This window comes from Indolivaga macrotermitis (genome assembly GCF_900128985.1).
Classification (GTDB): Bacteria; Bacteroidota; Bacteroidia; order Bacteroidales; family Dysgonomonadaceae; genus Dysgonomonas_A; species Dysgonomonas_A macrotermitis.
The window spans coordinates 122,075-147,420 of record NZ_FQUC01000001.1; the positions used below are offsets into that span (position 1 = coordinate 122,075).

The 25,346-nt window shown below is 38.4% G+C and carries 26 protein-coding genes; 19 read left to right on the forward strand and 7 right to left on the reverse strand.

All coding sequences use genetic code 11. The features are described from left to right. The first annotated feature begins 34 nt into the window (after positions 1–34). The 3 genes from BUC12_RS00510 to BUC12_RS20255 are packed head-to-tail and all read left to right on the forward strand — an operon-like array spanning position 35 to position 2,564. Complete coding sequence (locus tag BUC12_RS00510; RefSeq protein WP_062175227.1) at positions 35–844, forward strand: class I SAM-dependent methyltransferase; 810 nt, start codon at positions 35–37, stop codon at positions 842–844. Positions 845–903: 59 nt separating this feature from the next. Next, positions 904–1,374, forward strand: coding sequence for a GNAT family N-acetyltransferase (locus BUC12_RS00515; protein WP_062175228.1), 471 nt, complete (start codon positions 904–906; stop codon positions 1,372–1,374). 50 nt (positions 1,375–1,424) lie between these two features. After that, positions 1,425–2,564 (forward strand): CatA-like O-acetyltransferase, encoded by a 1,140-nt coding sequence (locus BUC12_RS20255; RefSeq protein WP_070808520.1) that lies wholly within the window; start codon positions 1,425–1,427, stop codon positions 2,562–2,564. 26 nt (positions 2,565–2,590) lie between these two features. Here BUC12_RS20255 and BUC12_RS00525 read toward each other — a convergent pair whose 3' ends face one another. Next, the gene (locus tag BUC12_RS00525) at positions 2,591–3,118 is read right to left on the reverse strand and encodes a GNAT family N-acetyltransferase (protein ID WP_062175229.1); all 528 of its coding nucleotides are present in this window, start codon (positions 3,116–3,118) and stop codon (positions 2,591–2,593) included. A gap of 136 nt (positions 3,119–3,254) precedes the next feature. On the opposite strand from BUC12_RS00525, the gene BUC12_RS00530 reads away from it, so the two are divergent. The 10 genes from BUC12_RS00530 to BUC12_RS00575 all read left to right on the forward strand — a co-directional run bounded on the left by BUC12_RS00530 (position 3,255) and on the right by BUC12_RS00575 (position 11,747). Then, positions 3,255–3,791 carry a GNAT family N-acetyltransferase gene (locus BUC12_RS00530; RefSeq protein ID WP_062175230.1) on the forward strand — a complete coding sequence of 179 codons (537 nt, stop codon included), beginning with the start codon at positions 3,255–3,257 and terminating at the stop codon, positions 3,789–3,791. 4 nt (positions 3,792–3,795) lie between these two features. After that, positions 3,796–4,005, forward strand: coding sequence for a winged helix-turn-helix domain-containing protein (locus tag BUC12_RS00535; protein WP_062175231.1), 210 nt, complete (start codon positions 3,796–3,798; stop codon positions 4,003–4,005). A gap of 85 nt (positions 4,006–4,090) precedes the next feature. Then, entirely contained in the window at positions 4,091–4,492 is a 402-nt protein-coding gene (locus tag BUC12_RS00540; protein ID WP_062175232.1) for a VOC family protein, read from the forward strand. A 612-nt stretch (positions 4,493–5,104) separates the two neighbouring features. Next, positions 5,105–6,058, forward strand: a complete 954-nt coding sequence (locus tag BUC12_RS00545) for an AraC family transcriptional regulator (protein ID WP_062175233.1) — start codon at positions 5,105–5,107, stop codon at positions 6,056–6,058. A gap of 232 nt (positions 6,059–6,290) precedes the next feature. Beyond that, positions 6,291–7,187: a helix-turn-helix domain-containing protein gene (locus BUC12_RS00550; protein WP_062175234.1), complete on the forward strand. Its 897-nt coding sequence runs from the start codon at positions 6,291–6,293 to the stop codon at positions 7,185–7,187. Positions 7,188–7,275: 88 nt separating this feature from the next. Continuing rightward, on the forward strand, positions 7,276–8,259 hold the full coding sequence (locus BUC12_RS00555; protein WP_062175235.1) for an aldo/keto reductase: 984 nt from the start codon (positions 7,276–7,278) through the stop codon (positions 8,257–8,259). 139 nt (positions 8,260–8,398) lie between these two features. Beyond that, positions 8,399–9,193, forward strand: coding sequence for a helix-turn-helix domain-containing protein (locus BUC12_RS00560; RefSeq protein ID WP_062175236.1), 795 nt, complete (start codon positions 8,399–8,401; stop codon positions 9,191–9,193). An 82-nt stretch (positions 9,194–9,275) separates the two neighbouring features. After that, positions 9,276–9,650: a VOC family protein gene (locus BUC12_RS00565; RefSeq protein ID WP_062175237.1), complete on the forward strand. Its 375-nt coding sequence runs from the start codon at positions 9,276–9,278 to the stop codon at positions 9,648–9,650. 175 nt (positions 9,651–9,825) lie between these two features. After that, positions 9,826–10,209, forward strand: coding sequence for a VOC family protein (locus BUC12_RS00570; RefSeq protein WP_062175238.1), 384 nt, complete (start codon positions 9,826–9,828; stop codon positions 10,207–10,209). A gap of 218 nt (positions 10,210–10,427) precedes the next feature. Then, positions 10,428–11,747, forward strand: coding sequence for an MATE family efflux transporter (locus BUC12_RS00575; RefSeq protein ID WP_062175239.1), 1,320 nt, complete (start codon positions 10,428–10,430; stop codon positions 11,745–11,747). Positions 11,748–12,222: 475 nt separating this feature from the next. Here BUC12_RS00575 and BUC12_RS00580 read toward each other — a convergent pair whose 3' ends face one another. Beyond that, the gene (locus tag BUC12_RS00580; RefSeq protein WP_062175240.1) at positions 12,223–13,698 is read right to left on the reverse strand and encodes a pectate lyase family protein; all 1,476 of its coding nucleotides are present in this window, start codon (positions 13,696–13,698) and stop codon (positions 12,223–12,225) included. Positions 13,699–13,958: 260 nt separating this feature from the next. Between BUC12_RS00580 and BUC12_RS00585 the strand changes: the two genes are divergently transcribed. Together BUC12_RS00585 and BUC12_RS20390 are read left to right on the forward strand one after the other, a co-directional pair. Beyond that, entirely contained in the window at positions 13,959–14,690 is a 732-nt protein-coding gene (locus BUC12_RS00585; protein ID WP_236689345.1) for a carbonic anhydrase, read from the forward strand. A 212-nt stretch (positions 14,691–14,902) separates the two neighbouring features. Further along, a complete protein-coding gene (locus tag BUC12_RS20390) occupies positions 14,903–15,472 on the forward strand; it encodes a sugar O-acetyltransferase (protein ID WP_062175241.1) in 570 nt (189 codons plus the stop codon). On the opposite strand, the gene BUC12_RS00595 is transcribed toward BUC12_RS20390, so the two are convergent. Further along, entirely contained in the window at positions 15,473–16,663 is a 1,191-nt protein-coding gene (locus BUC12_RS00595) for a M20 metallopeptidase family protein (RefSeq protein WP_062175242.1), read from the reverse strand. It lies immediately after the preceding gene. A 126-nt stretch (positions 16,664–16,789) separates the two neighbouring features. On the opposite strand from BUC12_RS00595, the gene yihA reads away from it, so the two are divergent. The 4 genes from yihA to BUC12_RS00615 all read left to right on the forward strand — a co-directional run bounded on the left by yihA (position 16,790) and on the right by BUC12_RS00615 (position 20,124). Beyond that, entirely contained in the window at positions 16,790–17,392 is a 603-nt protein-coding gene (gene yihA / locus BUC12_RS00600; protein WP_062175243.1) for a ribosome biogenesis GTP-binding protein YihA/YsxC, read from the forward strand. Positions 17,393–17,394: 2 nt separating this feature from the next. Then, positions 17,395–17,862, forward strand: a complete 468-nt coding sequence (locus tag BUC12_RS00605; protein ID WP_062175823.1) for a nucleoside deaminase — start codon at positions 17,395–17,397, stop codon at positions 17,860–17,862. 237 nt (positions 17,863–18,099) lie between these two features. Then, positions 18,100–19,173: a 3-phosphoserine/phosphohydroxythreonine transaminase gene (gene serC / locus BUC12_RS00610; RefSeq protein WP_062175244.1), complete on the forward strand. Its 1,074-nt coding sequence runs from the start codon at positions 18,100–18,102 to the stop codon at positions 19,171–19,173. Between the two features lie 24 nt (positions 19,174–19,197). Beyond that, the gene (locus BUC12_RS00615; protein WP_062175245.1) at positions 19,198–20,124 is read left to right on the forward strand and encodes a 3-phosphoglycerate dehydrogenase; all 927 of its coding nucleotides are present in this window, start codon (positions 19,198–19,200) and stop codon (positions 20,122–20,124) included. A 130-nt stretch (positions 20,125–20,254) separates the two neighbouring features. Here BUC12_RS00615 and BUC12_RS00620 read toward each other — a convergent pair whose 3' ends face one another. The 4 genes from BUC12_RS00620 to BUC12_RS00635 form a co-directional block, all read right to left on the reverse strand. Continuing rightward, positions 20,255–22,708: a beta-glucosidase gene (locus BUC12_RS00620; RefSeq protein WP_062175824.1), complete on the reverse strand. Its 2,454-nt coding sequence runs from the start codon at positions 22,706–22,708 to the stop codon at positions 20,255–20,257. A 69-nt stretch (positions 22,709–22,777) separates the two neighbouring features. Then, positions 22,778–23,575 carry a histidine phosphatase family protein gene (locus tag BUC12_RS00625; protein ID WP_062175246.1) on the reverse strand — a complete coding sequence of 266 codons (798 nt, stop codon included), beginning with the start codon at positions 23,573–23,575 and terminating at the stop codon, positions 22,778–22,780. 16 nt (positions 23,576–23,591) lie between these two features. Continuing rightward, the gene (locus BUC12_RS00630; RefSeq protein ID WP_082141839.1) at positions 23,592–24,371 is read right to left on the reverse strand and encodes a histidine phosphatase family protein; all 780 of its coding nucleotides are present in this window, start codon (positions 24,369–24,371) and stop codon (positions 23,592–23,594) included. Positions 24,372–24,377: 6 nt separating this feature from the next. Further along, on the reverse strand, positions 24,378–25,304 hold the full coding sequence (locus BUC12_RS00635) for an endonuclease/exonuclease/phosphatase family protein (RefSeq protein ID WP_062175247.1): 927 nt from the start codon (positions 25,302–25,304) through the stop codon (positions 24,378–24,380). Between the last annotated feature and the right edge of the window lie 42 nt (positions 25,305–25,346).

Below are 25,346 nucleotides of genomic sequence, written 5' to 3' on the forward strand. Positions count from 1 at the left end.
CTTTGTGTCCATGTTGTATTAAGGAGATAGTTGTATGTATAAAAATATCATAGACAAGAAACCGGCTCTGTTCGAAAGATCGGATTGTAATATATGGACAGATCCGTATATTCAAAAACAGATGTTGAATGCCCATCTGAATCAGGATTCAGATGGAGCCAGCAGGAAACAGGAATCTATACTGAAAACAATAGACTTTATCTCAAAATATATTAAGCCGGATAATCGGTTACTTGATCTGGGTTGTGGTCCCGGATTATATACTTCCCTGTTCAAAGACAAGGGGTATGAAGTAACAGGAGTCGATTTTAATAAAGCATCTATAGACTATGCGATTGAGAAGAGATATGATATAAAATACATATGCGGGAATTATATACAGGAATATCCTGAAGGACGGTATGATGCTGTAATCATGATTTATTGTGATATGGGAACCCATTCAGATAAAGACCGCGATAAGCTTCTAAGAAATATCTATTCATCACTAGATAATGGCGGAGTACTTATTTTCGATGTTTTTACTGAAGGTATAGTCGAAGATAAAACCGAACAAAAAAACTGGGAGTATTCTCCGTCCGGAGGTTTCTGGGCAGGGAATGAATACTTATTGTTGAGCCAGACATTTCATTATGTTGAGAACAAGGCTTTCGTCTATCAATATAACCTATTGACTGAAGGTGAAAATAAACATTTTATAGTTTGGGACAGGTACTATTCGGAAGGAGAAATAACAGATATACTAAAAGGTATCGGATTCCGGCAGGTCTCTGCACATAAGAATATTCTCTCCGGTAATAATTTTACATCTAATAATGAGATGTTTATAATAGCTGAAAAATGACCGGAATTAATTTAAGTTATAGGCTGATACTTTAAATAAATTGTAATACATTTAACTATATGAAACTTATTCTAAGACCAATAGACGATAGTGATATAAAACAAGTGCAACTATGGTTGAATAAGCCACATGTGTTAAAATGGTATCATGATGCAGATGAATGGCTTTACGAAATTCGGGAAAGAAACAGAAGCTTCGGTTTCCTGCATCATTTCATTGTTCTGATAGGAGATAAACCAATTGGTTTTGGACAATATTACGATTGTTTTGATGCTAAAGAAGAGTGGTATATTGTTGACAAGCCTAACGAATTCTATAGTATCGATTATTTTATAGGAGAAGAAGAGTACCTACGAAAAGGATACGGAAAAGAGATTGTAAGGTTATTAGTCGAGAAAATACAAAAGGAATCCGGTAGTGTTAAAGTCATAGTTCAGCCCGAAGAAGAAAATATTGCTTCTTGTAAAGCCCTTTTATCAAACGGATTTATTTATGACAGAGATAAAGAGTTTTATTCCTTAGGATTATAGCAGAGAATATACCGAAAAAGGAATAGTATAAAATGTAATTTTTATAGATTATGAAATACATCGATATCGAAAACTGGAAAAGAAAGGAGCATTTCAAATTCTTCTATAAGATGGATTATCCGCAATATAATATCTGTACGGATTTGGATATAACAAACTTTTTGTCGTTTACCCAAAAGGAAAAATTGTCATTTTACTATTCCATGATTTATGCCGTTACCCATATTGCAAATGAGTCTGAGAATTTCAGATACCGTATCCGAGACGGAAAAGTCGTTTTACATGACGTTATCCATCCTTCTTTTACCGAGATGAATGATGATGTTTCTGATGATCTGTTCAAAATGGTTACTGTAGATTTAATAGAACCCATTGCCGATTTTGTGGAGGAAGCCCAGAAGGAGAGTCAAGACCAGAAGATCTATTTTGATCCGAAAAAACTGATCGGAAGGGATGATCTGATTTATATAACCTGCATTCCCTGGATATCGTTTACCCACCTTTCCCATACTATTTCTTTAAAGAAAGATGATGCTGTACCCAGAATATCATGGGGCAAATATTATAATGAAGGAGATAAAATTTTGTTACCGTTTTCGGTTCAGGTTCATCATGCGTTGGCAGACGGTATTCATGTGGGACAGTACATTGAGAGGTTACAAAGTTATTTAGATAATATAGGAATGTCTCAATCAGTTAATGATCGCGGGAATATGGTCGTCCGTCCAATTGAAGAAAGAGATAATAAAACTATAGCGGCATTGATACGTAAAGTCTTTGATGAGTTTAACGCCCCTAAAAAAGACACAGTGTACGATGATCCTCAGACCGATATGTTGTTTCAGGCTTTTACGGATTCCCGCGCAGAATATTGGGTGGTTGAATCGGATAATAAAATATTGGGCGGATGCGGTTTTTATCCCACAAAAGGGTTACCCGAATTGTGTGCCGAAATTGTAAAGTTTTATCTTTCGGATGAATCAAGAGGGAAGGGTACAGGTTCTTATCTTCTCAATATGATTCAAGACAGAGCAGCCAAAGCCGGATATACTCATCTATATATAGAATCTTTCGATGAATTTAAACATGCAGTCGCTTTATACGAAAAAAATGGATTCCGTCATTTGAATAACCGTTTAGGGGATTCGGGACATTATGCGACCACAATCCATATGCTGAAAGAGTTATAAGAATATATTGGGGTCAGTCGTTTTTTTCAGATTGTTATCTTATATAAAACATGCTCCTTAAGGGGGTGTCCGTCGGGTACCGAGGGGTGAGGAAAAGATTTAACCTTTTCCATCCCGATTTTTTGCATTATTCTTTCCGATCTTTTATTAGGCAGTGAAGTAAAAGACCATATTGTTTTGAAGGGCAGGTTTTCCTTTGCATACAAAAGGCAGGCTTTTGCAGCTTCGGTTACATATCCCTTATTCCAGTCCTCTTGTTGTATGCGCCATCCTATTTCAATACCCGGGGCAAAATCAACATTAAAGGTAATATTATGGAAGCCCGTAAACCCGATAAAAGCGCCATCTTCTTTCTTCTCGATTGCATATAAACCATATCCGTACATGGAGAATTCGTCCTGAATCCTGTTATAAAGATCCAGAGATTCTTTATCTGTTAGCGGTTTCAGGAAATATTCCATGACAAGTTGATCATGATTGATCTTTGCAAATACTTCAATATCTTCTTCTTTCCAGCTGCGTAACAATAAACGAGGGGTCTCAAAATATATCATAGGAGGTATAGTATCAATTAATTGTACACAAAATTACAACAAACAGTCTGATTATTTATAATATTAGCAATATCGGACAATTGCGCTTAGCTTGTATTATCTAAATTTGTATTTTGTTTTCCTGAAGAATGTATTTATGGAATATTTTTTGAAATCGGAACGATTGGGATTTACCTATTGGAATGACGAGTTCCTCCATTATGCGATTGATCTTTGGGGAAATCCTCAGGTCTCCCGATTCGTTGTATCTGAAGGCGTTTTCTCTGAAGCTGATATTAAGGAACGCCTCCTTTTAGAGATCAAGAATAAACGACTCTATGGTATACAATATTATCCCGTCTTTCTTCTCGAAGGAGATATATTTGTGGGATGTTGCGGTTTAAGACCGTATGATACCGGAAAGTCTGTTTGTGAATTTGGATTTTACTTCAAACCCGAATATTGGGGTAAAGGGTTTGCACAGGAAGCAGGAATGAAAGTTATAGAATATGCATTAGATACCTTAAACATTTCTAATATTTATGCGGGTCACAATCCAAATAATAAAGCATCCGAAAGGGCTCTGAAAAAACTGGGTTTTGAATATATAGAAGATACGTTTTATGAGCCAACAGGTCTCTATCACCCTCTTTATATGTTAAAACAGAAGAAAATATTCGATAAAGAACTATAGTTTTATGATAAAAGAGATTGTAAAGAAAGATGCCGAAGCAATTTATCTGTTACTTACAAAAAGAAACACGCTGACAATAGGAGAGCTAAGAGAGATTACTGAATATCAGGAGTTATATCTATCTTTAGTTCTTGGTTGGCTGGCAAAGGAAGGTCGGGTTTATTTGGATATAGAGGATGAACTTAGTGTGGCTCCCGTTCAGAAAGCAGTTTAGAAAGATTTGTAGATGATATACGGAGGTATATTTTTATGCGAATGAAAACAACACTCACGGTATAAACATAATATAAGTAAGTAATATGGAAAATAAAAAAAGTGTTCTTATAACCGGTATGAATGTCATAATAGATTGTTCTGATGCAAATATTATGGCCGGTTTTTACAGCAAATTAATGGGTTGGGAATGGACTCATCCCCGGTCTGATGAAGGTTGGGCGGCAATATCCTCTCCAACAGGAATGTTCTTTATATTTCAGGAAGTAGAAGGGTATCAACCTCCTGTGTGGCCATGGCAAGAGGGAAAACAAGCCCAGATGCTGCATCTCGATTTATTTGTCAACAACCTCGAAGAAGGGGTGGCACATGCTATCGAATGTGGCGCGAGAATAGCCGATGAGCAATACTTCAAAACATCAAGAACAATGATCGATCCTGCAGGTCATCCATTCTGCCTTGGTACATATACTCTCGAACCCGAATAATAAAAACCGGATCATTTGATCCGGTTAATAATATATCTGCTTATATTAATCTGAGAATAGCCCATTCGAGTTCGAAAGATCACTTTACCAATAATCGGGTTCGTCATAAATATCATTACTCTTGGTTGATCAATGGACTTTACTCATCTTGCTAAATTACTTTTGTATATACATTTTTAGAGCCAATGTTTAAACAACTTGGCTCTAATTTGTTATTTTTGCCAACGAATGAAGACTACTACACATATACAGGTGTCCGGCCTGAAATAATCTGTAAAGGAACTTTTGCAGATTATCTCTCTTCTATCAGGTAAAACTTACCTGAGCTAATCTCTGTTATCGAAATATTTAGATAATTATTTTTAATTCAGTAGATATTGATATATCTATAACAGGCTGTTCTCTGAGGGGTAAATCTCCGAAAATTAACGGCTTAAGTGCGAACCGACTGATAATTATTGTCTTTGAATATAGAAAGCGAAAGAGTATTATGACTTGCTGTAGAAGTAAAAGAGAAATAGAAATGAGTATTTACTAGAATCGGAGCAATAAAATATTAGCAAGATAAAACAACACTCCGGTTTCGCAGACTTTTATATTTGTAAATAAGTTATGGAAACAACCAAAGAAAGAAGCAAACAGGAATATATATATCGTATAAATAAAGTGATGGATTATATCGAGAAACACATCGACCAACCATTGACTCTTAATGAATTGGCAGATGTAGCGTGTTTCTCATCATTTCATTTTCACAGGATATTTACCTACCTGACAGGAGAAACACCGATTGCTTTTACCCAACGGTTGCGAATAGAGAAAGCAGCGCAGCTATTACGTAATAATCAGGCGCTATCCGTATCAGAGATAGCTTTTATGTGCGGATTCAGTAGCCTTTCCTTGTTTAGCCGGACGTTCCGGAAAACTTTCGGCGTGACTTCCCGCGAATTTAGGAAAGAAGACAGAATCGTGTTGGCAAAAAATGGTGTATATTTTAGCAAGCAGGGTAAACTGGTAAGCAAGAATGGTAAAAATAATCCGGCGATTATGTCTGAACTTTGTCCCGTAGAATTTAAACAATTATTTTTTATGGAAACAAAAATCGAAGTAAAGCAGTTACCGGACATGCGTGTTATTTATTGCCGCCATACCGGTCCGTTCCACGAAATCGGAAAAGCTTATCAGAAGTTGGCACGCTGGGCTGCTCCCCGTGATCTGTATGAAGAGGGGAAAACCAAAAGTATGACAGTTACCCATGATGACCCGGCAGTAACAGATATAAGCAAAGTTCGCCAGAGCGCATGTCTATTAATAGACAAGGACGTTGAGCCGGAAGGAGAATTTGGTAAAATGACTGTTTCGGGAGGGAAATTTGTAGTCGGTCGGTTCGAACTTGGGGTTTCGGACTTTGAACAGGCGTGGAATACTATGTGCGATTGGTTTACCGAAAGCGGATATAAACAGGCTGAAGGTAGCACTTTTGAACTTTATCACAATGATATCAAGCCTGAGAAAACCGGAGCACAGTTTGTTGTTGATATTTGTATTCCGGTAACCCCATTGTGAAAAATCACAATAAAATCCCCTTCGGATAAGTTTCCGGAGGGGATTTTTATATAAAAGCGCAAAACCGGATAATCGCTATTCTGAGTGCAACCGATACCTTTACAAGCAAAAGATATTTATTCAAACTAAAAGAAAAATAAATGAATAGAGAAAGAAAACCACAATAACCGACTCTTACCTGAATAATTGCTTGAAGCCTGTTTCTTTTATTTGATTTTTATAACTTTGAAGTATGAAGCATACCGAAAGTTTACAGGATTTTTATAAAATGTCGGAAAATAAACATTTACTTTCCGGAGAGAATAAAATTATCAGGCACTTCAATATCTTTCCCCGCTGGAGATGTTCTGCTGCGAAAACTTATATTCGCCGCGATTTCTATAGGATTGTTTTAACTAAAGGGAGTGGAATTCTAAGCTTCCTGAACCATAAAGTCAGAATTGACGCACCCTCTATTTTTATAGCCAATAAGATAATCCCTTATTCATGGGAACCTCTATCAGAGAATCAGGATGGTTGGGTATGTTTGTTCTCGAGTGAATTTTTGAATACAACCAATCCGGAGGTATATCCGGTTCTTAATCTGGAAACTATACCGATTTATAATCTGGATAATATTTTACAGGAAGAATTTTCTGCTTTTTTCGAAAAGATCGAAGAAGATTTTAAGTCAGATTATATATATAAATATGCTTTGTTGCAGAACTACCTTAATTTACTTCTACACCGGATACAAATGTTAGGAGATCAGGTGTTCTCAACCAGTCAAATGATGGATGCCGCTCATCGTACGGTTTTTCGTTTCCTTGAACTATTGGAACAGCAATTTCCGGTACAATCTCCCGAAATGCCCTTGGATCTAAAAAGCCCTCAGGACTATGCACGGAAACTTAATATGCACGTCAATCATCTAAATAGTTCAGTAAAGAAGGTTACCGGGAATACTTCTTCCGGATTGATTACCGAAAGAATAGTAACAGAAGCCAGGAGCTTATTGCAGAATACAGATTGGAATATATCGGAAATATCGGATGCTTTGGGTTTTGAATATCCCTCCTATTTTACCAATTTCTTAAAGAAGCATGCCGGAGCTTCGCCCAAAGAATTAAGATTGAGTTATATTCTTTGAATTCTATAAGTATTGATTTGAATTGTATAGCTTGCTTCTTGCTATCTACTCTACTTTTGTATCATAACTTCTAATAATTATAAGAGATATGAAATACAGAAAATTAGGTAACACCAACGAAGAATTATCGGCGATAGGATTGGGTTGTATGGGAATGTCGCATGCCTATTCGGGGCAAGATGACAAAGAAAGTATAGCTACATTGCATAGAGCACTCGAATTAGGAGTGAATTTTTGGGATACAGCTGATTTTTATGGAGGAGGCGAAAACGAGAAATTATTATCTAACGTACTTAAAAGTAAGCGAGATAAGGTATTTCTGGCTACTAAGTTCGGATTACGTTACGAGCAAAGTAATTTATTGGCATCGGAAGTTGACGGCTCACCTGAATGGATGAGAAAAGCTGTTGATCTGAGTTTACAACGTTTGGGAGTTGATTACATAGACCTCTACTATTTACATCGTGTAGATACTAAAGTGCCCATTGAAGAAACAGTAGGAGCTATGTCTGAACTGGTGAAAGAGGGAAAAGTCCGCTATCTGGGACTTTCAGAGGCTTCGGCCGAATCAATAGAAAGAGCGGTCAAAGTACATCCGATAGCAGCTTTACAGAGTGAGTACTCGTTATTGAGCAGGGGCGTAGAGGATAAAATATATCCGCTGATCAGTAAATTAGGCATTTCTCTAGTGCCATATTCACCATTGGGTAGAGGGATGTTTACAGAGAATTTTGATATAGACTTGGAGGAAAATGACGCACGAAGGTCTTTGCCTCGTTTTCAGGGAGATCACTTTGTGAATAATAAACGAATGATGGCTGAATTAACTGAATTTGCACACAGTAAAAATATCAATACGGCTCAACTTGCATTAGCATGGCTTTTAGGAAAAGGTTCTGATATAATTCCTATTCCGGGTACGAAAAAACGGAAATACCTCGAATTAAATGTAAAAGCAGTAGATGCCCAACTTACAGAGAGTGATATTAAGGAGGTAGAAAATATTATAGCCAAATATCCGAATACAGGAGAGCGTTATCCCGAATCGGCAATGAAGCTTGTTAATAAATAAATCATTGATTTATGTGAAGCCTATAGAAAGCGAAAGAGTATATGGAAAGTTCCGGTCTTGTAAAATTGTCCTTTTTTTACAAGACCGGAACTTTTTAATGTGATAACTTTGTCGATCATTAAGTTATATTCTCTTCTGAATGGAAAATTTCCAGATTATAAAACCATCGCCAATGCTTGCTCCATATGTTAAGCATTATTGGTTTTTAAAAGCAAATATTACACATTCATCCCGGACGCGTATAGTGCCAACGGGTCATGTCTGTATGATGTTTCATAGAGGAGAGCGTATATTCTCGGAGTCCGATAATCAATTCCAGCCACAGGCATTTATAAGTGGCCAGGAAAAGTCATTCACAGACTTATTATACACTTCGGATCTGGATATGATCTGCATTGTTTTTCATCCGATTGGAGCCAGAGTCTTCTTCAAGATGCCGATGAGCGAAATTAATGGGCTTAGAACTGATATTTATGATTTGGAAGACAGAGAATTAATAGACCTTCGTAAGGTCTTAGAAGAGACGCAATCAAATATACAGTGCGCTTTGCTGATCGAACAGTTTTTGTTTAAACGAATCCGTAATTTGGCAGACTATAATTTGAAGCGGATAAATACTGCAATAGAACTGATTAATAACCGGCAAACGGATATTAAAACACTTGCCGGAGCCTCTTGCCTGAGTCCAAAGCAATTTAAGAGGATATTTACAGAGATGGTAGGAGCTAATCCTAAAGAATATCAGCGTGTAATTCGTTTTCAAAGAGCATTATTTGTTTTACAAACACAATCGGATATCAATATGGCACAGCTCGCGTTTGAATGTGGCTATTATGATCAACCTCATTTGATAAAGGAATTTAAAGTATTTTCGGGTTATACCCCATTGGAGTATCTCGCGATGTGCACCCCTTATTCCGACTATTTTTCATAGGCCGGAGAATGTCCGTTTTCTACAATACCGGCTACCGGCCTGCCTTTATCTTTGCAGTGTCAAATAATAAAAATACAAGAAGATGAAAAAGAAAAGGTTAGTAGCATTTTTTGAAATTCCAGCAGCTGATTTTTCCAGAGCGGTGAAGTTTTACGAAACAGTACTTAATTTGGAACTATCTGTGATGGAATGCGACGCTGAGAAGATGGCGTTCTTTCCGGAAGAAGACGGAAAATATCCCGGAGCAATTTCTTTTGCCTCAGGATTTAATCCCTCTTTTAATGGGATTTTGATCAGCTTGGCTGTTGACTGTATGGATGAGGTACTCACCCGTATTACTTCAGCCGGAGGTAAAATAGTCAAAGAAAAGACAAAGATAGAAGCTGATAATTTAGGTTATTTTTCCATGTTTACAGATTCGGAAGGGAATATTATCGGATTGTATTCTGATAATTAAGCCAATGTAGAGAAACCGGTAAGGAGAAGATAGCTCTTCTCCTTACCGGTTATTTATTTATGGAACAGCGGATAATTTAGCAAGATAGGGAAACTTTCTCATCGTGATTGGGATTATATTTGTATCCTGCAATGAATAATAAGCAAGGTATTATAACTATTAATAAATAAACAGAATGGAGAAAATTAATATCTATAAGATCAATGTTGTTATCGATTGTAAAGATGCCGGAATCCTTGCCGGCTTCTACAGCCAATTGCTAGGATGGGAATGGACACATCCGCAGGCTAACGGATGGGCTGCAATTACTTCTCCTACAGGTATGGTAATCGCCTTTCAGGAGGTCGAAGAATATCAACCGCCTGTATGGCCATCGGTAAAAGAAAAACAAGGACAGATGTTGCATCTGGATTTTTATGTTGAGAATCTCGAAGAAGCGGTAGCTTATGCAATCCGATTGGGAGCTAAAGTTGCCGATGAACAATATTTTAAGACATCGCGGACAATGATTGATCCCGCCGGGCATCCTTTCTGTCTCGATACGGATGAACCGGAATAAAAGTTATATATCTTTGTATTTATAAACCAACCTACTGTCTGATTAATGAAGTGCCAACTCTGTATATAGCTATCCTGCTTCGGGTGTGTCGGGGAATATCTCTCCGGCATTAAGTTGTTATACCCGTTCCTTTCACAGAGTTTAATCAATAAAATAATATTAATGATTGTCTGTAACGCTTTTGAAGTGTTGCATAGGCATCGCATTTCATACAACAGATGAATTATACATACAAAAAAATCTGGCTTATCAATTTACCCATAATGATAAGCCTGCTCATGGAACAGTTGATTAATATAACCGATTCTATATTTCTGGGGCATGTTAGCCCTATATATCTCGGGGCGTCAGCTTTGGCTTCTATCTATTTTATCGCAATTTTTATGCTGGGCTTCGGTTTTAGCCTTGGTGCGCAGGTAGTTATTGCAAGACGAAACGGAGAAGGGAAATATGCAGATGCCGGTAAGGTATTCTTTCAAAGTTTGATTTCTTTATCCGTTTTTGCGATTGTTGTTTTTGTATTGTCCAAACTATTTTCACCGGTATTGCTCCGAGCGATTATTTCTTCGGATAGTGTATATCAGGCTACAATACAATATATCGAATGGCGTGATTACAGTTATCTGTTTGCTTTTCCTTTATTGGCAATCCGGGCGTTCTTCATAGGTACTACCCATACCAAAATACTTACAGCCAATTCTGTAGTGATGGTGCTCAGTAATGTTCTGTTTAACTATCTGTTGATTTTCGGAAAAGCAGGATTCCCTCAGTTAGGAATCAGCGGTGCCGGTATCGGGTCATCCTTAGCCGAACTTGTCGGATTATTGTTTTTAGCTGTTTATATGTGGCGAAATGCAGATAAAGAAAAGTATGGATTACGCGCTGTATTTGACTTGGGGTTGTCCCTTCATCTTTTCAGGATATCTTTTTGGACTATGATCCGCTCTTTCTTTTGTATTGCTCCCTGGTTCTTATTCTTTGTAGCGATTGAACATTTGGGAGAATATGAACTTGCGGCAGCAAATGTAGTAAGGAGTATCTCTATGCTCTTTTTTGTCATTATCAATTCATTTGCCACGACTACTATTTCCCTTGTAAGTAATCTTATAGGAGCAAATCAGGCAGATAAGGTGATTCCGGTTTGCCGCCGTATTATCGTACTGAATTATGCGATAGGTATTCCGCTAATGTTATTGGCCTTTGCCTTCTCCGAACCTCTTTTGGGGTCATTCACCGATGATCAGGTCGTCGTTCATACGGCGTTCTATCCATTTTATGTAATGTTGTCCACGTTTATTATCTCAGTGCCTGCGTACGTTTATTGTAATACGGTAATTGGCACCGGAAATACTAAGACCGCTTTTATATTTCAGATAATAAATATGTTTGTCTATTTGTCTTATCTATTTTTATTATCCCGTTTACCGGATATTCCGCTTGCGATGTATTGGACGTCCGAGCAATTATATGTAATAGTGTTGCTACTATTATCCTTAGTATACCTTAGGAGAGGTAAATGGCTAAACAAAACAGTATAGTTCTGTTAGTAATGCGAATCAGTAGCAAAAGCAAAAAAGACCCTTACGCTTACGTAAGGTTTTGCTTACACCCGTCAACTAAAAGTACGTTTTAGCAAATAAACAATGATCAAAGGACTTCTCTCGATTATAAATTCCTTTTATTTTTATCTATTACCAAAGAGACCTTTGATATATTGGAACAGAGCAAACTGAAAGTAGAAAATTTAAAAAAAATAAATTCAAAAAAGGTGTCACTTTTGTCACCTTTGTCACCTTTTTAAGAGTATTTGCTTGATGTATAACGAAATAGCAAGATGGCAAAAGTGACACCCGGGTAACAGCCGAATGTCACCTCTGTTTAGTTATTGTCACCTTTCTATAAAGATCATTACAGAAAAAGACAGAACGTCTTCAACTACTGATTTGCATTAGTAATAGATTGTATTGGTTTATCGGGAAGCAGATTTTCTGCTTCCCGGTTTTTTGGGCTTCTTTATTTTTGATTTTTAGTGATAGGCTCAACTAAACTGTTCAGATATACTTCCAGATATGTATAACCTTCTTTGGTAAGATCAGTTGCATTCTTTCCCGGATAGTTCGCTTCGAGCCAACCGTCGGGAATACCATCCTGATTACTGTCAGTGGCGAAGGTACTGCTTCTTAAATCCGGCCACGCAGACCAATTTTTATTCTGAGGGTCAGGATTAAGGTCTGATTGAGAATCAATAATTCCTTTCCGTGGATAGTTCAGGCTTTTCCATACTCCGCCCTGACCATTGTACTTACTCTTCCCCGAGAATGGAGCAGTACCGTTAGTTGTTTCGTCGATTATACGTGTGTCTATATTATCACGAACCTTCGAACATCCGGCATACATCAAAACTTTTTCGTAAGCGGTATGAGCGGTATGTGTATAAACTTCTTTTACATTCAGAGGATTAGCTAATTTCAGTTCATTTTTGTCCTTATTATCGGCAGCACTTACTCCTAACCAGTTATCGCCGGTTACTTCTTTGTTATGGGGCATCACATTTCCGGCTATGTAGAATTTTCCCCATACATCTTTTATACGCTCAAAACCTCCGGTTCCTTTATTGGTACTTATCGCTGTTATCCGGCTCGCGACTCTGTCACTTGTAGCAGGACCAGCTTTATAATAGTTATTCACGAGGTTTACGTGCATTGCTTCACCTCCGTAACAACCTTCGCCATTCCAGTTGTAAAAGACGTTGTTACGTACATCTGTAATGTCGTTTCCGGCATGTTTTGTTCCCGGGCCGAGGCGGGGAGTACGGCTATCGTGGTGTGCGAGCAGGTTGTGGTGGAATGTTGCATTAACTCCTCCCCAGATAGCACCGTATCCGTGCGGTCCTTTTGAATGCCCTGACAAACGCAAACTTTCCGAGATGATACACCATTGCATCGTGAAGTCTTCATTGTCATAGAACGAAGAGCATTCGTCAGTACTCCAGCTTATAGAACAATGGTCAATAATAACATCCTTATTTTTCCTTCCGCTAAACGCATCAGCTCCGTCGGCTTTTTCCGGGGTAAGTTTAAGGTCTCCCATACGAAAACGCATATATCTGATTATGACATTATCTGCGGAGACAACAACCGGATAGTCTGCGATACATATTCCATCGCCCGGTGCCGATTGTCCTGCCACAGTTACATTGCCGCTCGCAATATGTAGAGGAGCGTTCAGCCTGATAGTTCCACTTGTCTTGAATAGGATAGTCCTTTTGCCGTCTTGATTTATACACCAGCGGAGCGAACCTTCATTTGTAGAAGCGTCTCCCGTATCATTGTCCTCGAGTGTATTTACATAGAATACCTTACCACCACGGCCTCCGGTAGTAAACATTCCTCCACCTTCTGCTCCCGGAAATGCAGGCGTTTGTGACATGCTTTTTTCAGATAGCAAGATTCCTGATAAAACTAATATTACAGCAATAATGTCTTTCATGTTAGGTAGTATTTAATTAGTTAAATGTAAAATTAGAAAAAACGGGACTGATTGTACAGTGGTATTTTAGCGTTTTTAGGGGGATAAATTGAATATATATATACTTTTTGGAAATGAGCCGGATGTATCACTTCTCTTTGTAGACAAGTGATATAAAAGAATTTCGATAAAAATATATTGCTACGGATATTAAATAAAAAATCATAATCGTAAATTTGCGGCGATTTTAATTATCATACTTAAAAATAGTTCTCACTTTTATGAAAAAAACATTATTAAAGACAGTATTCATTGTTATGGGAGTATTGTTGATCGGTGGAACTTCTTCGTGTACTTCAAAGTCGGAAAATGCAAGTACTCAAAATGCGTTATCTTCTCAGCAGAATGAAGCTGATATAATTGATGAAAATCCTTTGACGAACCTAATCAAGGGAAATGAAAGGTTTGTTTCGGGTAAACTGGTACATATTCATCAGGATTCTTTACGGGTAAAAGAGTTGACCGAAGGTCAGCATCCGCGTGTAGTCGTTATATGCTGTTCGGACTCGAGAGTTACTCCCGAAATTGTTTTTGACCAGGGTTTAGGTGATATATTTACGATTCGTACAGCCGGAAATGTAATGAGCGATTACGAAGAAGGGAGTATCGAATATGCAGTAGAACATACCGGGGCAAAACTTGTGGTGGTGTTGGGACATACTAGTTGTGGTGCCATAAAAGCGATGCTGGATACAAAAGAAGGGGAAACCGTTCCCGGACATATCGCTTCTATTGTTGATGCGTTAAAAGCAGAAACAGAAGAGAAGGAAGCGCTCGAAAAAGGAGGGGAAGCACTTCCGTATAATGCAGTTAAAGCAAACGTAGAACACGGGGTAAAACAATTGTGTAACTCAAAACCTATCCTGAGTGAAATGCACGAAGAAGGCAAAATCAAGATAGTTGGAGCTATATACCATATAGAAGACGGTAAAGTAGAATTTCTGGATATATAAAAATCTTTTCGGATCAGATTTAAATAAGGCTACACAAATTTGTGTGGCTTTATTTCTTTTGGAAGAGATTTTCTCATCGGTAAAGTTGATGGTAAGCGATACTTTTTTGCTCTAGGGTGAGCTTTACAGCAAAATGGTTTGAACCTATGAGCAATAATTATGATAAAAATATTAATTAGTTTTACAAATCGGTTAATATATAAAAGAACAAGATGGAAAATGAAGTAACAGATATTTTTGAAAGATTGAGAAATGGTGAAACAATTGCCCCTGATGATTCACAAGCCTATAAGATGCGCGAAGCCTCTTATACCACCAAGAAACTATTGGTACAAATGAATAATTCAGATGATCCGGTAGAGATCAGAAAAATATTAGGGCTTGTTACAGGGAGCGAAATTGATGAGAGTGTAGCTGTATTTACACCCCTATATATCAATTATGGGAAACACACTAAAATAGGAAAAAATGTGTTTGTTAATTTTGATTGTACTTTTCTTGATTTAGGAGGAATTACTATAGACGATAATGTCTTGATAGGGCCAAAGGTCAGTTTATTGTCAGAAGGTCATCCGATTTCTCCTCAAAAAAGACATTCTCTTGCCGTAGGGCATATTCATATCAAAAAGAATGCATGGATTGGTGCTAATGTCACTATCCTTTCAGGGGTTACCATTGGCGAAAATGCTATTGTAGCAGCAGGCGCAGTTGTATCGAAAGATGTTCCTGATAATACGATTGTAGGCGGTATACCTGCAAAGGTGATTAAAAATATAGAATGATTATATGCAATACCGCATGGCTAGATATGCCATTGTGCCGACAGATGTCCGTAATGCATCTTCATCGATAAGAAAAGTCGACGTATGTAATCCTGTACATAGTTGATCTCCTTTGATACCGTATCGGTAAAAAGTAGACGGATATTGTTGCGAAAAGAAACCGAAATCTTCCGAAGTCATTCTCTTGGGGAGACCCAGAACCTTTTCTTTACCCAGATATTCAGTGGCAAATGATTTGGCTTGTATTGTTACTGTTTCATCATTGTATGTGCATGGATAGCCGTCATATACATCTATCTCGCACTCGCATCCATATGCGGAAGCTGTGTGAATAGCAATATCTCTGATGATGGGTCTCAGTTTGCTGCGTTCTTCCTCGTCCATGCAGCGTAACGATCCGGCTAAAGTTACAGTATCGGGTATAACATTGGTTGCCCCGTCTGCTATAAACTTACCGAATGATAAGACACAAGGCTTAAATGGATTTGAACGCCGGCTCACAATCTGTTGCATGGATACTATAACTTGCGATGCGGCAAGTACTGTGTCATTTACTTCGTGAGGGATGGCCCCGTGCCCCCCCTTTCCTTTAATCCGGATATGTACTTCGTCCGCCGATGCCATAACCACACCGCTCTCGAAGCCAACAGTTCCTACAGCATAGTCTACATAAGCGTGCTGACCGATAATTAGATCAGGCTTATATGTATCGAAAATACCGTCTTTTAACATTAAGCTGGCTCCACCGGGATGTTTCTCTTCTCCGGGTTGGAATATAAATAGTATAGTTCCTTCAAAATGTTCGCGGAGCTCATTGATAATTCTGGCAACTCCTAATAGACTGGCTGTGTGGGTATCATGCCCGCAGGCATGCATTATCCCTTCATTCTGAGACTTAAAATCGATATTATTCTGTTCCGTAATGGGCAGAGCATCCATATCTGCCCTAAGAGCAATAGTTCTCGATTCGGGATTTCTCCCTTTAATACAGGCTAATATTCCATAGCCTCCTATACGGCTTCTGTGCTCGATACCCCACTGGTTTAGATGCTGTTCTACATATTCGGAGGTATTCTTTTCTTCAAAGGAAAGTTCGGGGTGCCGGTGCAGAAACTTGTAATACGATACTGTATCGTTATGATATAAACTGACTTTTTGATTTATCAGGGATATTAATTCGTTCTTTTCCATCTTTTTACTCTATTGTTACAAATGTAAATTCGGAGCATTAAAAGTACTAATAAGAATTAAGAATCTTGTTTTCTGGGGCTAAAGTTGTACTTTTGTAGTCGATTTATAAGTAAAATATTTTACCGGATGATAATAAAAGACGCTCAGTTTGTAATAAGTAATACCGATTACCGGAAATGCCCGCAAGATGGAAAACCCGAATATGCTTTTATCGGGCGTTCTAATGTAGGAAAATCTTCTCTTATTAATATGCTGACTAACAGGAAGGGATTGGCAATGACTTCGTCTAAGCCGGGGAAAACCCAACTCATAAATCATTTTATTATAAACAACGAATGGTATCTTGTCGATCTTCCGGGGTATGGCTATGCTCAGCGCGGTCGTGAGGGTAGGGAACGTATCAAAACAATTATCGAAGATTATATATTGGAGCGTGAGGCTCTTACAAACTTATTTCTTCTGTTGGACTGCCGTCACGAACCTCAGAAAATAGATCTCGAATTTATAGAATGGCTGGGCGAGAACGCAATTCCGTTTTCCATTATTTTCACAAAAATAGATAAGGTGAGCAAGGCTCATTTGAAAGAAAATCTGACAGTATATTTAGATAAACTTAAAGAAACATGGGACGAGTTACCTCCTGTATTTCAGACTTCATCTGAGCATAGGATAGGAGGAGAGGATGTGCTTGACTATATAGAGCAGATCAATGAAAATCTAAAGAATTGAATATTATGAAAGAAGAATACATGAAGAGAGCTATAGAGCTTTCGATAAAAAGCGTAGAAAATGGGGGAGGCCCTTTTGGTGCAGTGGTTGTGAAAGACGGAAAAATTGTAGCCGAAGGTTCAAATTGTGTCACATTGAATAATGACCCTACAGCCCATGCGGAAGTGACTACAATACGTAAAGCTTGCAGTACTCTCAATACTTTCGATCTGAGTGGCTGCGAGATATACACATCATGTGAACCGTGTCCGATGTGTTTGTCTGCAATATATTGGGCTCGGATTGAGCGTATTTATTTCGGATGTGATAAAACAGATGCAAAGAACATTGGTTTTGATGATTCTTTTATATACGAACAGATCGAATTGAAACCCGAACAAAGAAGCATCGCTTCGTCGCAGGTATTGCATAATGAGGCATTGAAGGCATTCAGAATGTGGACTGAAAAAGAAGATAAAATAGAATATTAATAGTTTATCCGGAAGGAAAATTCTAAACCTGATACAGTAAAATTATACTTTTATTGTGTCAGGTTTTCTTTATTCTACTACCATGAGGTGGATAAATGGAAGTCATTAGTGACATAAAGCCATAAAATGCGCTAAAATAAAATCGCATTTCATATTATTGCTGCTATTATCAAATATATTTACTAATTTTGACAGATGTCTAATCTATAAGAAAGAACGATTCTAATTATTGCAAATATGAAAAAAATCAATTTTAGTGCAGGTCCGTCAATTTTACCCGAACAGACAATAGAGGAAACAGCAAAAGCTATTTTAGATTTCAATGGTTCTACGTTGTCCCTAATGGAAGTTAGTCACCGAGGGAAGGATTTCATCGCAGTAATGGATGAAACGGTCGCTTTGTTCAAAGAACTATTAAACATACCAGAAGGATATTCGGTTATTTTACTTGGAGGAGGGGCGAGTCTGCAATTTTGCATGATTCCGTTTAATCTTCTAGAGAAAAAAGCTGCTTACCTCAATACAGGGACATGGGCAAGCAAGGCAGAAAAGGAAGCAAAATTATTTGGTGAGGTAGTAGAAGTAGCTTCTTCTAAACCAGATAACTTTACTTATATTCCGAAAGATTATACTATACCTGCTGATGCAGATTATTTCCATATAACTACCAATAATACAATTTTCGGTACAGAAATACTTACCGATCTGGATTCTCCTGTTCCGTTGGTAGCGGATATGTCTTCAGATATATTCTCCCGTGTGATAGATGTATCTAAATATGCACTTATCTATGGTGGTGCCCAAAAGAACTTAGCACCTGCGGGAGTGACATTCGTAATCATTAAAGATGAGATACTTGGAAAAGTATCGCGTCAGATACCTACAATGTTGGATTATCGTGTACATATCGAAAACGGATCTATGTTCAATACTCCTCCTGTAGTTCCGGTATATGCCGCTATGCAGACATTACGCTGGCTGAAAGCCAACGGAGGTGTGCCTGCAATGGAAAAAGTAAATAAAGAAAAAGCAGAATTACTTTATACAGAGATAGACCGCAACCCATTATTTGTGGGTACTGCAGCTAAAGAAGACCGCTCTCGCATGAATGTTTGTTTTGTGATGGCTGAAGGCTATAAAGAGTTGGAAGCTGACTTCTTGAAATTTGCTTCAGGCAAAGGTCTTGATGGATTGAAAGGACACCGTTCGGTAGGAGGTTTCAGAGCTTCTATTTACAATGCGATGCCACTTTCGGGAGTTCAGGCATTGGTTGATGCTATGAAGGAATTCGAAAAAAATAATGCAAAATAAACGATTCGGATAAAAAGGGAAAACATGAGTAAAAGAGTATTAATAGCCACTGATAAACCCTTTGCTGCTGAGGCTGTAAAAGGAATCAGGAACGTAATAGAAAAAGCAGGTTACGAATTAGTTCTGCTTGAAAAATATACTGAAAAGCAACAATTACTCGATGCGGTAGCTGATGTAGATGCAGCAATCATCCGTAGCGATATTTTTGATAAAGATGTATTTGCAGCTGGAAAACAACTGAAAATAGTTGTACGTGCAGGTGCAGGTTACGACAATATTGATCTGGATGCTGCAACTTCTCATGGAGTTTGTGCGATGAATACACCCGGACAAAATGCGAATGCTGTAGCCGAACTTGTTTTTGGACTGGCTGTATACGCAATCCGCAATTTCTATAACGGTACATCCGGAACCGAACTTTTAGGTAAAAAGTTGGGAATTCATGCCTATGGTAATGTAGGGCGTAATGTAGCCCGTATTGCTAAAGGATTTGGTATGGATGTGTATGCATTCGATCCATTCTTGTCAGCTGAGGCTATCGAGAAAGAGGGAGTAAAAGCAGTTAAGACAGTAGAAGAACTGTATACAACCTGTCAGTATGTATCATTACATATTCCGGCAACAGCCGAAACTAAAAACTCAATCAATTACGACCTGTTAAGTAAACTTCCAAAGAAAGCTTTATTGCTGAATACTGCCCGTAAAGAAGTAATAAATGAAGTAGAAATTGTGAAGTTTATGGAAGAGCGTACCGATTTCAAATATGTAACTGATATCAAACCCGGTAACCATGATGAGTTGGTAGCTAAGTTTGCCGACAGATACTTTTCTACACCGAAAAAGATGGGTGCACAGACAAGTGAAGCCAATACAAATGCCGGTATAGCAGCTGCTAATCAGATCGTGGATTTCTTCGAAAACGGAAATGAGCGTTTTAAAGTAAATAAATAAAACTCATATAGTATTTGCTGAAAGCCGGAATTGATAATGATCTATTCCGGTTTTTCTTTGAAAAAAAGATGTATTCTTAGGGAAGAATACACCTTTTTTAAAAAAACACAAATATATAGAAAAGTGCTGCTTAGGGTCGTAAATCAATGAATTTAATGTCTGGACTCATCACGTTGTTAACTTTTTCAACAATTCTTTTTGCTGATAAGTCGAAAGAGGCTTTCTGACTAATATTTCGTGATGAACTTCCGATCAGAATACTATAGGTTCCCTTGTCTGCAACCCATGCCGAAACATTCTCGTTGAATGATGCCAAGTCTTTAGGGTTCAGTTTAAAGAAAAGGGTTTGGCTTTCTCCGGGATTTAACGGACGTGTTTTAGCAAAAGCTTTAAGTTCTTTTTCCGGTTTGTCAATACCTGTTTTAGGAGCGGACATATATAGCTGCACAACTTCTTTTCCGGCTATACTACCCGTATTTTTTATATCTACAGTTACGAATATTTCATTGCCGAATTCTTTGTCACTTACTTTTATATTTGAGTACTCAAATGTTGTATATGACAATCCATAACCGAAAGGATAAGCAGGTTCGATCTTTTTAGTATCGAAATAGCGATATCCGATATATATGCCTTCGCTGTATGTAACATCGGTAGGTTTTTCGATAGGTAATCCCTGAAAATTATCGGCTGTAGAAAGGTCTTCATACTTTGCAGGAATAGTCATAGCCAGCTTTCCTGAAGGGTTTACCTTCCCGGATAATACATCTGCCACAGAATTTCCGGCTTCCTGTCCGGGTAGCCAAGCGAGCAGAATTGCATCAACTTTGTCTTTCCAGCTTGACATTTCAATCACTGCACCTACATTAATAACTACTACCACTTTTTTGCCTTGTACATGGAATGCTGCCGATACCTGATCGAGTAAAGCCAATTCTTCTTTAGTCAGATAAAAGTCACCGTCAAGAGGGCGATCGTCTAATTCACCCGAACTACGTCCGATAGTGATCACTGCCAGATCGTTATTCTTGGCACTTTCTGCAATTAATGATTCTTTCAGTACAGGTTGAGGGAATAAGGGTAATAAGGTGAGCCCGTTGTCAATTGCTTTTTGCTTGGCTTCCTCTTTTGCGACAAAAGGAACGTATACATCGTTCACTTTTTTATCCAATGTATATCCGGCTTTTGTTAAACCTTCGATCAGCGAAACAGTATATGCTTTATTTACGTGTCCGCTACCTGTACCTCCCGAGATAAACTTGTAAGAAAGGCTACCGAATACAGCCAGCTTATTAATATCGGTTGTAAAGGGGAGTGCTTTATTTTTGTTTTCGAGTAATACCATACCTTCCGAAGCAGCCTTACGGGTAAGTTCGGCATGAGCTTTCAGGTCTGGTTTATCCGAATATTTATAGTCTTTCATCTTATGGGAATCGAAAACCATATCCAATACACGTCTGACACAGATATCTATTTCTTGTTCAGTGATCTTTCCGGATTTCAAATCATCTTTCAGGTTTTGTAACTGCGGGCGTATACCGGGCATTAACAGGTCATTTCCGGCTTTTATTTGCTCGGAAGTATAATTCTTTGCAAAGTCTTCGCCACTTAAAGTGCTGTTGAATAGGTTGGATACATCGGAATAACCTCCAAACCAGTCTGTCATAACCAGCCCTTTAAATCCCCATTCGTCACGTAAGATAGTAGTCAACAGGTCATAATCAGCAGAAGTATATTTCCCGTTAATCATGTTATAAGATGACATTATTGTCTTAGGATCCGATTCTTTAACAGCTATTTCAAATCCGCGTAAATATATCTCGCGTAATGTACGAGGCGATACATGTACATTGATACCCATCCGGTTACGTTCACTATTATTGGCTGCATAATGTTTTAAAGAAACACCTACATCATTGCTTTGAATACCGAGAGTCATTGCAGCGGCTATTTTTCCGGATACAACGGGGTCTTCTGAATAGTATTCGTAGTTACGTCCGCACAAAGGGTTACGCATTATGTTGAGCGCAGGTCCTAATTGTATATCCGAGCCATACTCACGCGTCTCATTTCCCAGTGCGTTACCTACTGCCTCTACAAGGGCAACATCCCATGTAGAAGCTATTGATGAGCCGGCAGGAAAACCTGTTGCAAAAAATGTATCGCTTGTATTCTGGCGATTAGGGTTAATACGAACTCCGGCAGGGCCGTCGGTCATGATTACAGCAGGTAATCCGTATTTGAGTAACGGCATAGTCGATCCTGCGGCGCCCGGTACCATAAAGTCTTTAGCTTCCACTATAGGATTTATGGCATCGAACCCTTTAAGCATATCAAAACCGATCATACCTATACCCAGAACAAGGTTTAACTTGTCATCAATAGTCAGACGTTTCATTAAATCAGATACTCGCTGATTATTGGGTAATCGGGTATCTTCGTAAGGCTCCAGTTTTCCGTTTTTATTCAGGTCGGCAAACGACATATTGTCGACTGTGATTTTAGCCGGAGCCTGTGCGCTTACATTAATCGTTGCTGATAGTGCAAGAATAGAGGTTATCTTAAGTTTGTTTAGGAATTTCATAAGTTTGTTTGAGTAAAAAGGTACCCTAAAACCGGGTTTAGGAGTACCTCTTAGGTGCATACTATTATGTTACTTACCTGATAATTTTTTACCTTTTTCTACATAGCTCATATCTCCGAAAGATTCAAGAGAAAATTTTCCGTCTTTGTAAATCACTTTACATACGGCAGCATTGCCCATATGTCCAGCATCAGGCTTTTTGCCGGAGCTGTCTATGTCAGATAAGAATATGCCGATAGACATACCATGTCCTACAACAAGGATGTTCCCACCTCCATTTGCAGCTTCTTTTTCGGCAATTTCGCGAAGAGCTTTTTGCCCTCTGGCTTTTACCTGATTATAGTCTTCTCCTATGCCAAGCGTTTCCAATGCCTTGAAAGTATCCACCATATCTTTTAATAATCCGGGATCTTTTTCCATAGCAGCCATCATCTCTTTGTACGATTTATAATGCAGATATAAAGCAGCATCATTCCACATTTTAGGATTGAACTCGCCTTCGTAGCTACCAAAGTTCGTTTCGCGAATTTGCGGAACTTCAGTAATAGTCATATTAGTCTGTCCTTTTGCATCTAAAACGATACGGGCTGTCTGACGGGCACGCCCCAAATCACTCGAATATGCCGCTTTGAAAGGCACATCCTGTAATCCTACTCCCAGAAATTCCGCAACTTCCACTCCCGGAGGGGTTAGGGGCGCATCAGCCCATCCCTGTACACGGTCCATTGTATTAAGTATAGTTTTTCCGTGACGGGCAATGTACATTACCACTGTATTATCTTTTGTGTCTGTGCTTTTTTTCTGTGCAAAAGCACTTGGTACAAGGGCTAATAAGGTAGCTACTAGTAGTATTTGTATTTTTTTCATAATCTTGGTGTTTTTGTTATTGTCTCAAAGATTTTCCTTTTTCTACATATTCCATATCATTGAATGATACTACAGAATATTTTCCATCTTTATAAATTACTTTGGTTACACTGGCGTTGTGTAATCCGGGTTTTGCCTGTGCCGAATCTAATATCTGTACTATAGAAGATATAGTCAGTCCATGGCAAACGACAAGCACATTACCTCCACCTTTAGCGGCAGATTCGGTAGCTATTTTATCTATAGCCCTTTTCACACGGGTTTCTATAGCTTGCCAGTCTTCGGCCTGTTTTTCAGGATCGGATGCGGCAATATTATCAGCCATTTCGGGTATGGTCAATTCCTCCATGGGTTTATTGGATGCTTTAACCGAAGCTGCTATGGCTACTTTATTAAAATCTCCTTCGAACGAACCGAAATACCACTCTCTTAAATCCTTAGTTTCGCTACGTGGAACATCCGCATTGTGTTTGTTAAAGCTCATTACAATATCTGCTGTCTCACGGGCACGTCCACTATCACTGGTATATATTGCCACGAATGTTGTGTCTTGTAATCCTCGCCCAAGATCTTCTGCAACTTCTACTCCGGCAGGTGTTAGAGGGCTGTCTGCCCATCCCTGTACACGATCCATTGTATTGAATATCGTTTTACCATGGCGTGTAATATACATCACTACTTCACCGTTTTTGGATTCGTCGTTTTTGGCAGAATCCTTATTTGCATTACCGTTGCAAGAGAAACTTGTTCCCGCAATAGCTATTGCAGCTAAAAGATAAAAGAAAGTCTTTTTCATAGTCCCTTATTTTTTGAAGATTAATAATACCGGATAATGATCAGAATAGTAGTCAGTGAAATCGTCTTTCATTATTTCACATTTTACTATGTCGTTCTTCATATTAGAGCTTACATACAGATAATCGTATCGTAACGGAAATTTAGACTGGTCATAAAATAATTTAGTAGGAGCAGATGCGATGAACTGAGGGTGAGTTACTTTTAGTGCATCAACAAAACCAAAGTCTAGAATTTTTTGCTGTATTGTATAATCCAGCTCATCATCTTTTCCTAGATTCTTGTTATGAGGCCTTTTCTTTCTGTCTTCACGGATAAAGTCGCGAAGCTTATTATCGTCATATGCACTTTTATCAAGGGGAGATACCGAATTGAGGTCACCCATGAATAACCATTTCTCTCCGGCAGGTTTCGATTTTATAGTTGCCAGTATCTGGTCGATTTCGTATCCTCTTTTTTCTGATGAAAACGGATGGAAATGTGTTACTACAAAATGCATTCCTTCTATTTCGGCAGTAAGGAAACCATGTGAAGCATTATCAACAACACGGGTAACGTTCACTATTGGATATTTAGAGGTGATAGCAACAGGGAAACTGATAGAACCATCGGGAGCAGGTTCTCTAACTATAAAAACGTAGGGATGCCCATAACTCTCTGCAAATTTCTGGAGGTTATTAGGATTAGCTCCTTTGGGTGCAAATTCGGGATTCTGTTGTGTAAAGCCATTCATTTCCTGTAAAGCAACGATATCCGGGTCTTGCGCTTTGATCCAGGCTGCAAATTTCGACTTGTTTTCAGTAGAGTCTTTTTGCATACCCCAGTATACATTGTAACTGATCAATTTCCATTCTTTTTTCTGGGCATATGATTGAAGAGAAATGATACTGCAAAAGATTAGTAATAATACTGATTTTAGGTATTTTGTTTTCATAGAATTCGCTTTTTTGAGGTTAAGTAAACTGCCCAAGCTCAA

What these genes read in the sequence shown, in the direction of transcription:
- BUC12_RS00510 (WP_062175227.1), top strand. Translation starts at nt 35, where the DNA reads ATGTATAAAAATATCATAGACAAGAAACCGGCTCTGTTCGAAAGATCG.
- BUC12_RS00515 (WP_062175228.1), top strand. Translation starts at nt 904, where the DNA reads ATGAAACTTATTCTAAGACCAATAGACGATAGTGATATAAAACAAGTG.
- BUC12_RS20255 (WP_070808520.1), top strand. Translation starts at nt 1,425, where the DNA reads ATGAAATACATCGATATCGAAAACTGGAAAAGAAAGGAGCATTTCAAA.
- BUC12_RS00525 (WP_062175229.1), bottom strand. Translation starts at nt 3,118, where the DNA reads ATGATATATTTTGAGACCCCTCGTTTATTGTTACGCAGCTGGAAAGAA.
- BUC12_RS00530 (WP_062175230.1), top strand. Translation starts at nt 3,255, where the DNA reads ATGGAATATTTTTTGAAATCGGAACGATTGGGATTTACCTATTGGAAT.
- BUC12_RS00535 (WP_062175231.1), top strand. Translation starts at nt 3,796, where the DNA reads ATGATAAAAGAGATTGTAAAGAAAGATGCCGAAGCAATTTATCTGTTA.
- BUC12_RS00540 (WP_062175232.1), top strand. Translation starts at nt 4,091, where the DNA reads ATGGAAAATAAAAAAAGTGTTCTTATAACCGGTATGAATGTCATAATA.
- BUC12_RS00545 (WP_062175233.1), top strand. Translation starts at nt 5,105, where the DNA reads ATGGAAACAACCAAAGAAAGAAGCAAACAGGAATATATATATCGTATA.
- BUC12_RS00550 (WP_062175234.1), top strand. Translation starts at nt 6,291, where the DNA reads ATGAAGCATACCGAAAGTTTACAGGATTTTTATAAAATGTCGGAAAAT.
- BUC12_RS00555 (WP_062175235.1), top strand. Translation starts at nt 7,276, where the DNA reads ATGAAATACAGAAAATTAGGTAACACCAACGAAGAATTATCGGCGATA.
- BUC12_RS00560 (WP_062175236.1), top strand. Translation starts at nt 8,399, where the DNA reads ATGGAAAATTTCCAGATTATAAAACCATCGCCAATGCTTGCTCCATAT.
- BUC12_RS00565 (WP_062175237.1), top strand. Translation starts at nt 9,276, where the DNA reads ATGAAAAAGAAAAGGTTAGTAGCATTTTTTGAAATTCCAGCAGCTGAT.
- BUC12_RS00570 (WP_062175238.1), top strand. Translation starts at nt 9,826, where the DNA reads ATGGAGAAAATTAATATCTATAAGATCAATGTTGTTATCGATTGTAAA.
- BUC12_RS00575 (WP_062175239.1), top strand. Translation starts at nt 10,428, where the DNA reads ATGAATTATACATACAAAAAAATCTGGCTTATCAATTTACCCATAATG.
- BUC12_RS00580 (WP_062175240.1), bottom strand. Translation starts at nt 13,698, where the DNA reads ATGAAAGACATTATTGCTGTAATATTAGTTTTATCAGGAATCTTGCTA.
- BUC12_RS00585 (WP_236689345.1), top strand. Translation starts at nt 13,959, where the DNA reads ATGAAAAAAACATTATTAAAGACAGTATTCATTGTTATGGGAGTATTG.
- BUC12_RS20390 (WP_062175241.1), top strand. Translation starts at nt 14,903, where the DNA reads ATGGAAAATGAAGTAACAGATATTTTTGAAAGATTGAGAAATGGTGAA.
- BUC12_RS00595 (WP_062175242.1), bottom strand. Translation starts at nt 16,663, where the DNA reads ATGGAAAAGAACGAATTAATATCCCTGATAAATCAAAAAGTCAGTTTA.
- yihA (WP_062175243.1), top strand. Translation starts at nt 16,790, where the DNA reads ATGATAATAAAAGACGCTCAGTTTGTAATAAGTAATACCGATTACCGG.
- serC (WP_062175244.1), top strand. Translation starts at nt 18,100, where the DNA reads ATGAAAAAAATCAATTTTAGTGCAGGTCCGTCAATTTTACCCGAACAG.
- BUC12_RS00615 (WP_062175245.1), top strand. Translation starts at nt 19,198, where the DNA reads ATGAGTAAAAGAGTATTAATAGCCACTGATAAACCCTTTGCTGCTGAG.
- BUC12_RS00620 (WP_062175824.1), bottom strand. Translation starts at nt 22,708, where the DNA reads ATGAAATTCCTAAACAAACTTAAGATAACCTCTATTCTTGCACTATCA.
- BUC12_RS00625 (WP_062175246.1), bottom strand. Translation starts at nt 23,575, where the DNA reads ATGAAAAAAATACAAATACTACTAGTAGCTACCTTATTAGCCCTTGTA.
- BUC12_RS00630 (WP_082141839.1), bottom strand. Translation starts at nt 24,371, where the DNA reads ATGAAAAAGACTTTCTTTTATCTTTTAGCTGCAATAGCTATTGCGGGA.
- BUC12_RS00635 (WP_062175247.1), bottom strand. Translation starts at nt 25,304, where the DNA reads ATGAAAACAAAATACCTAAAATCAGTATTATTACTAATCTTTTGCAGT.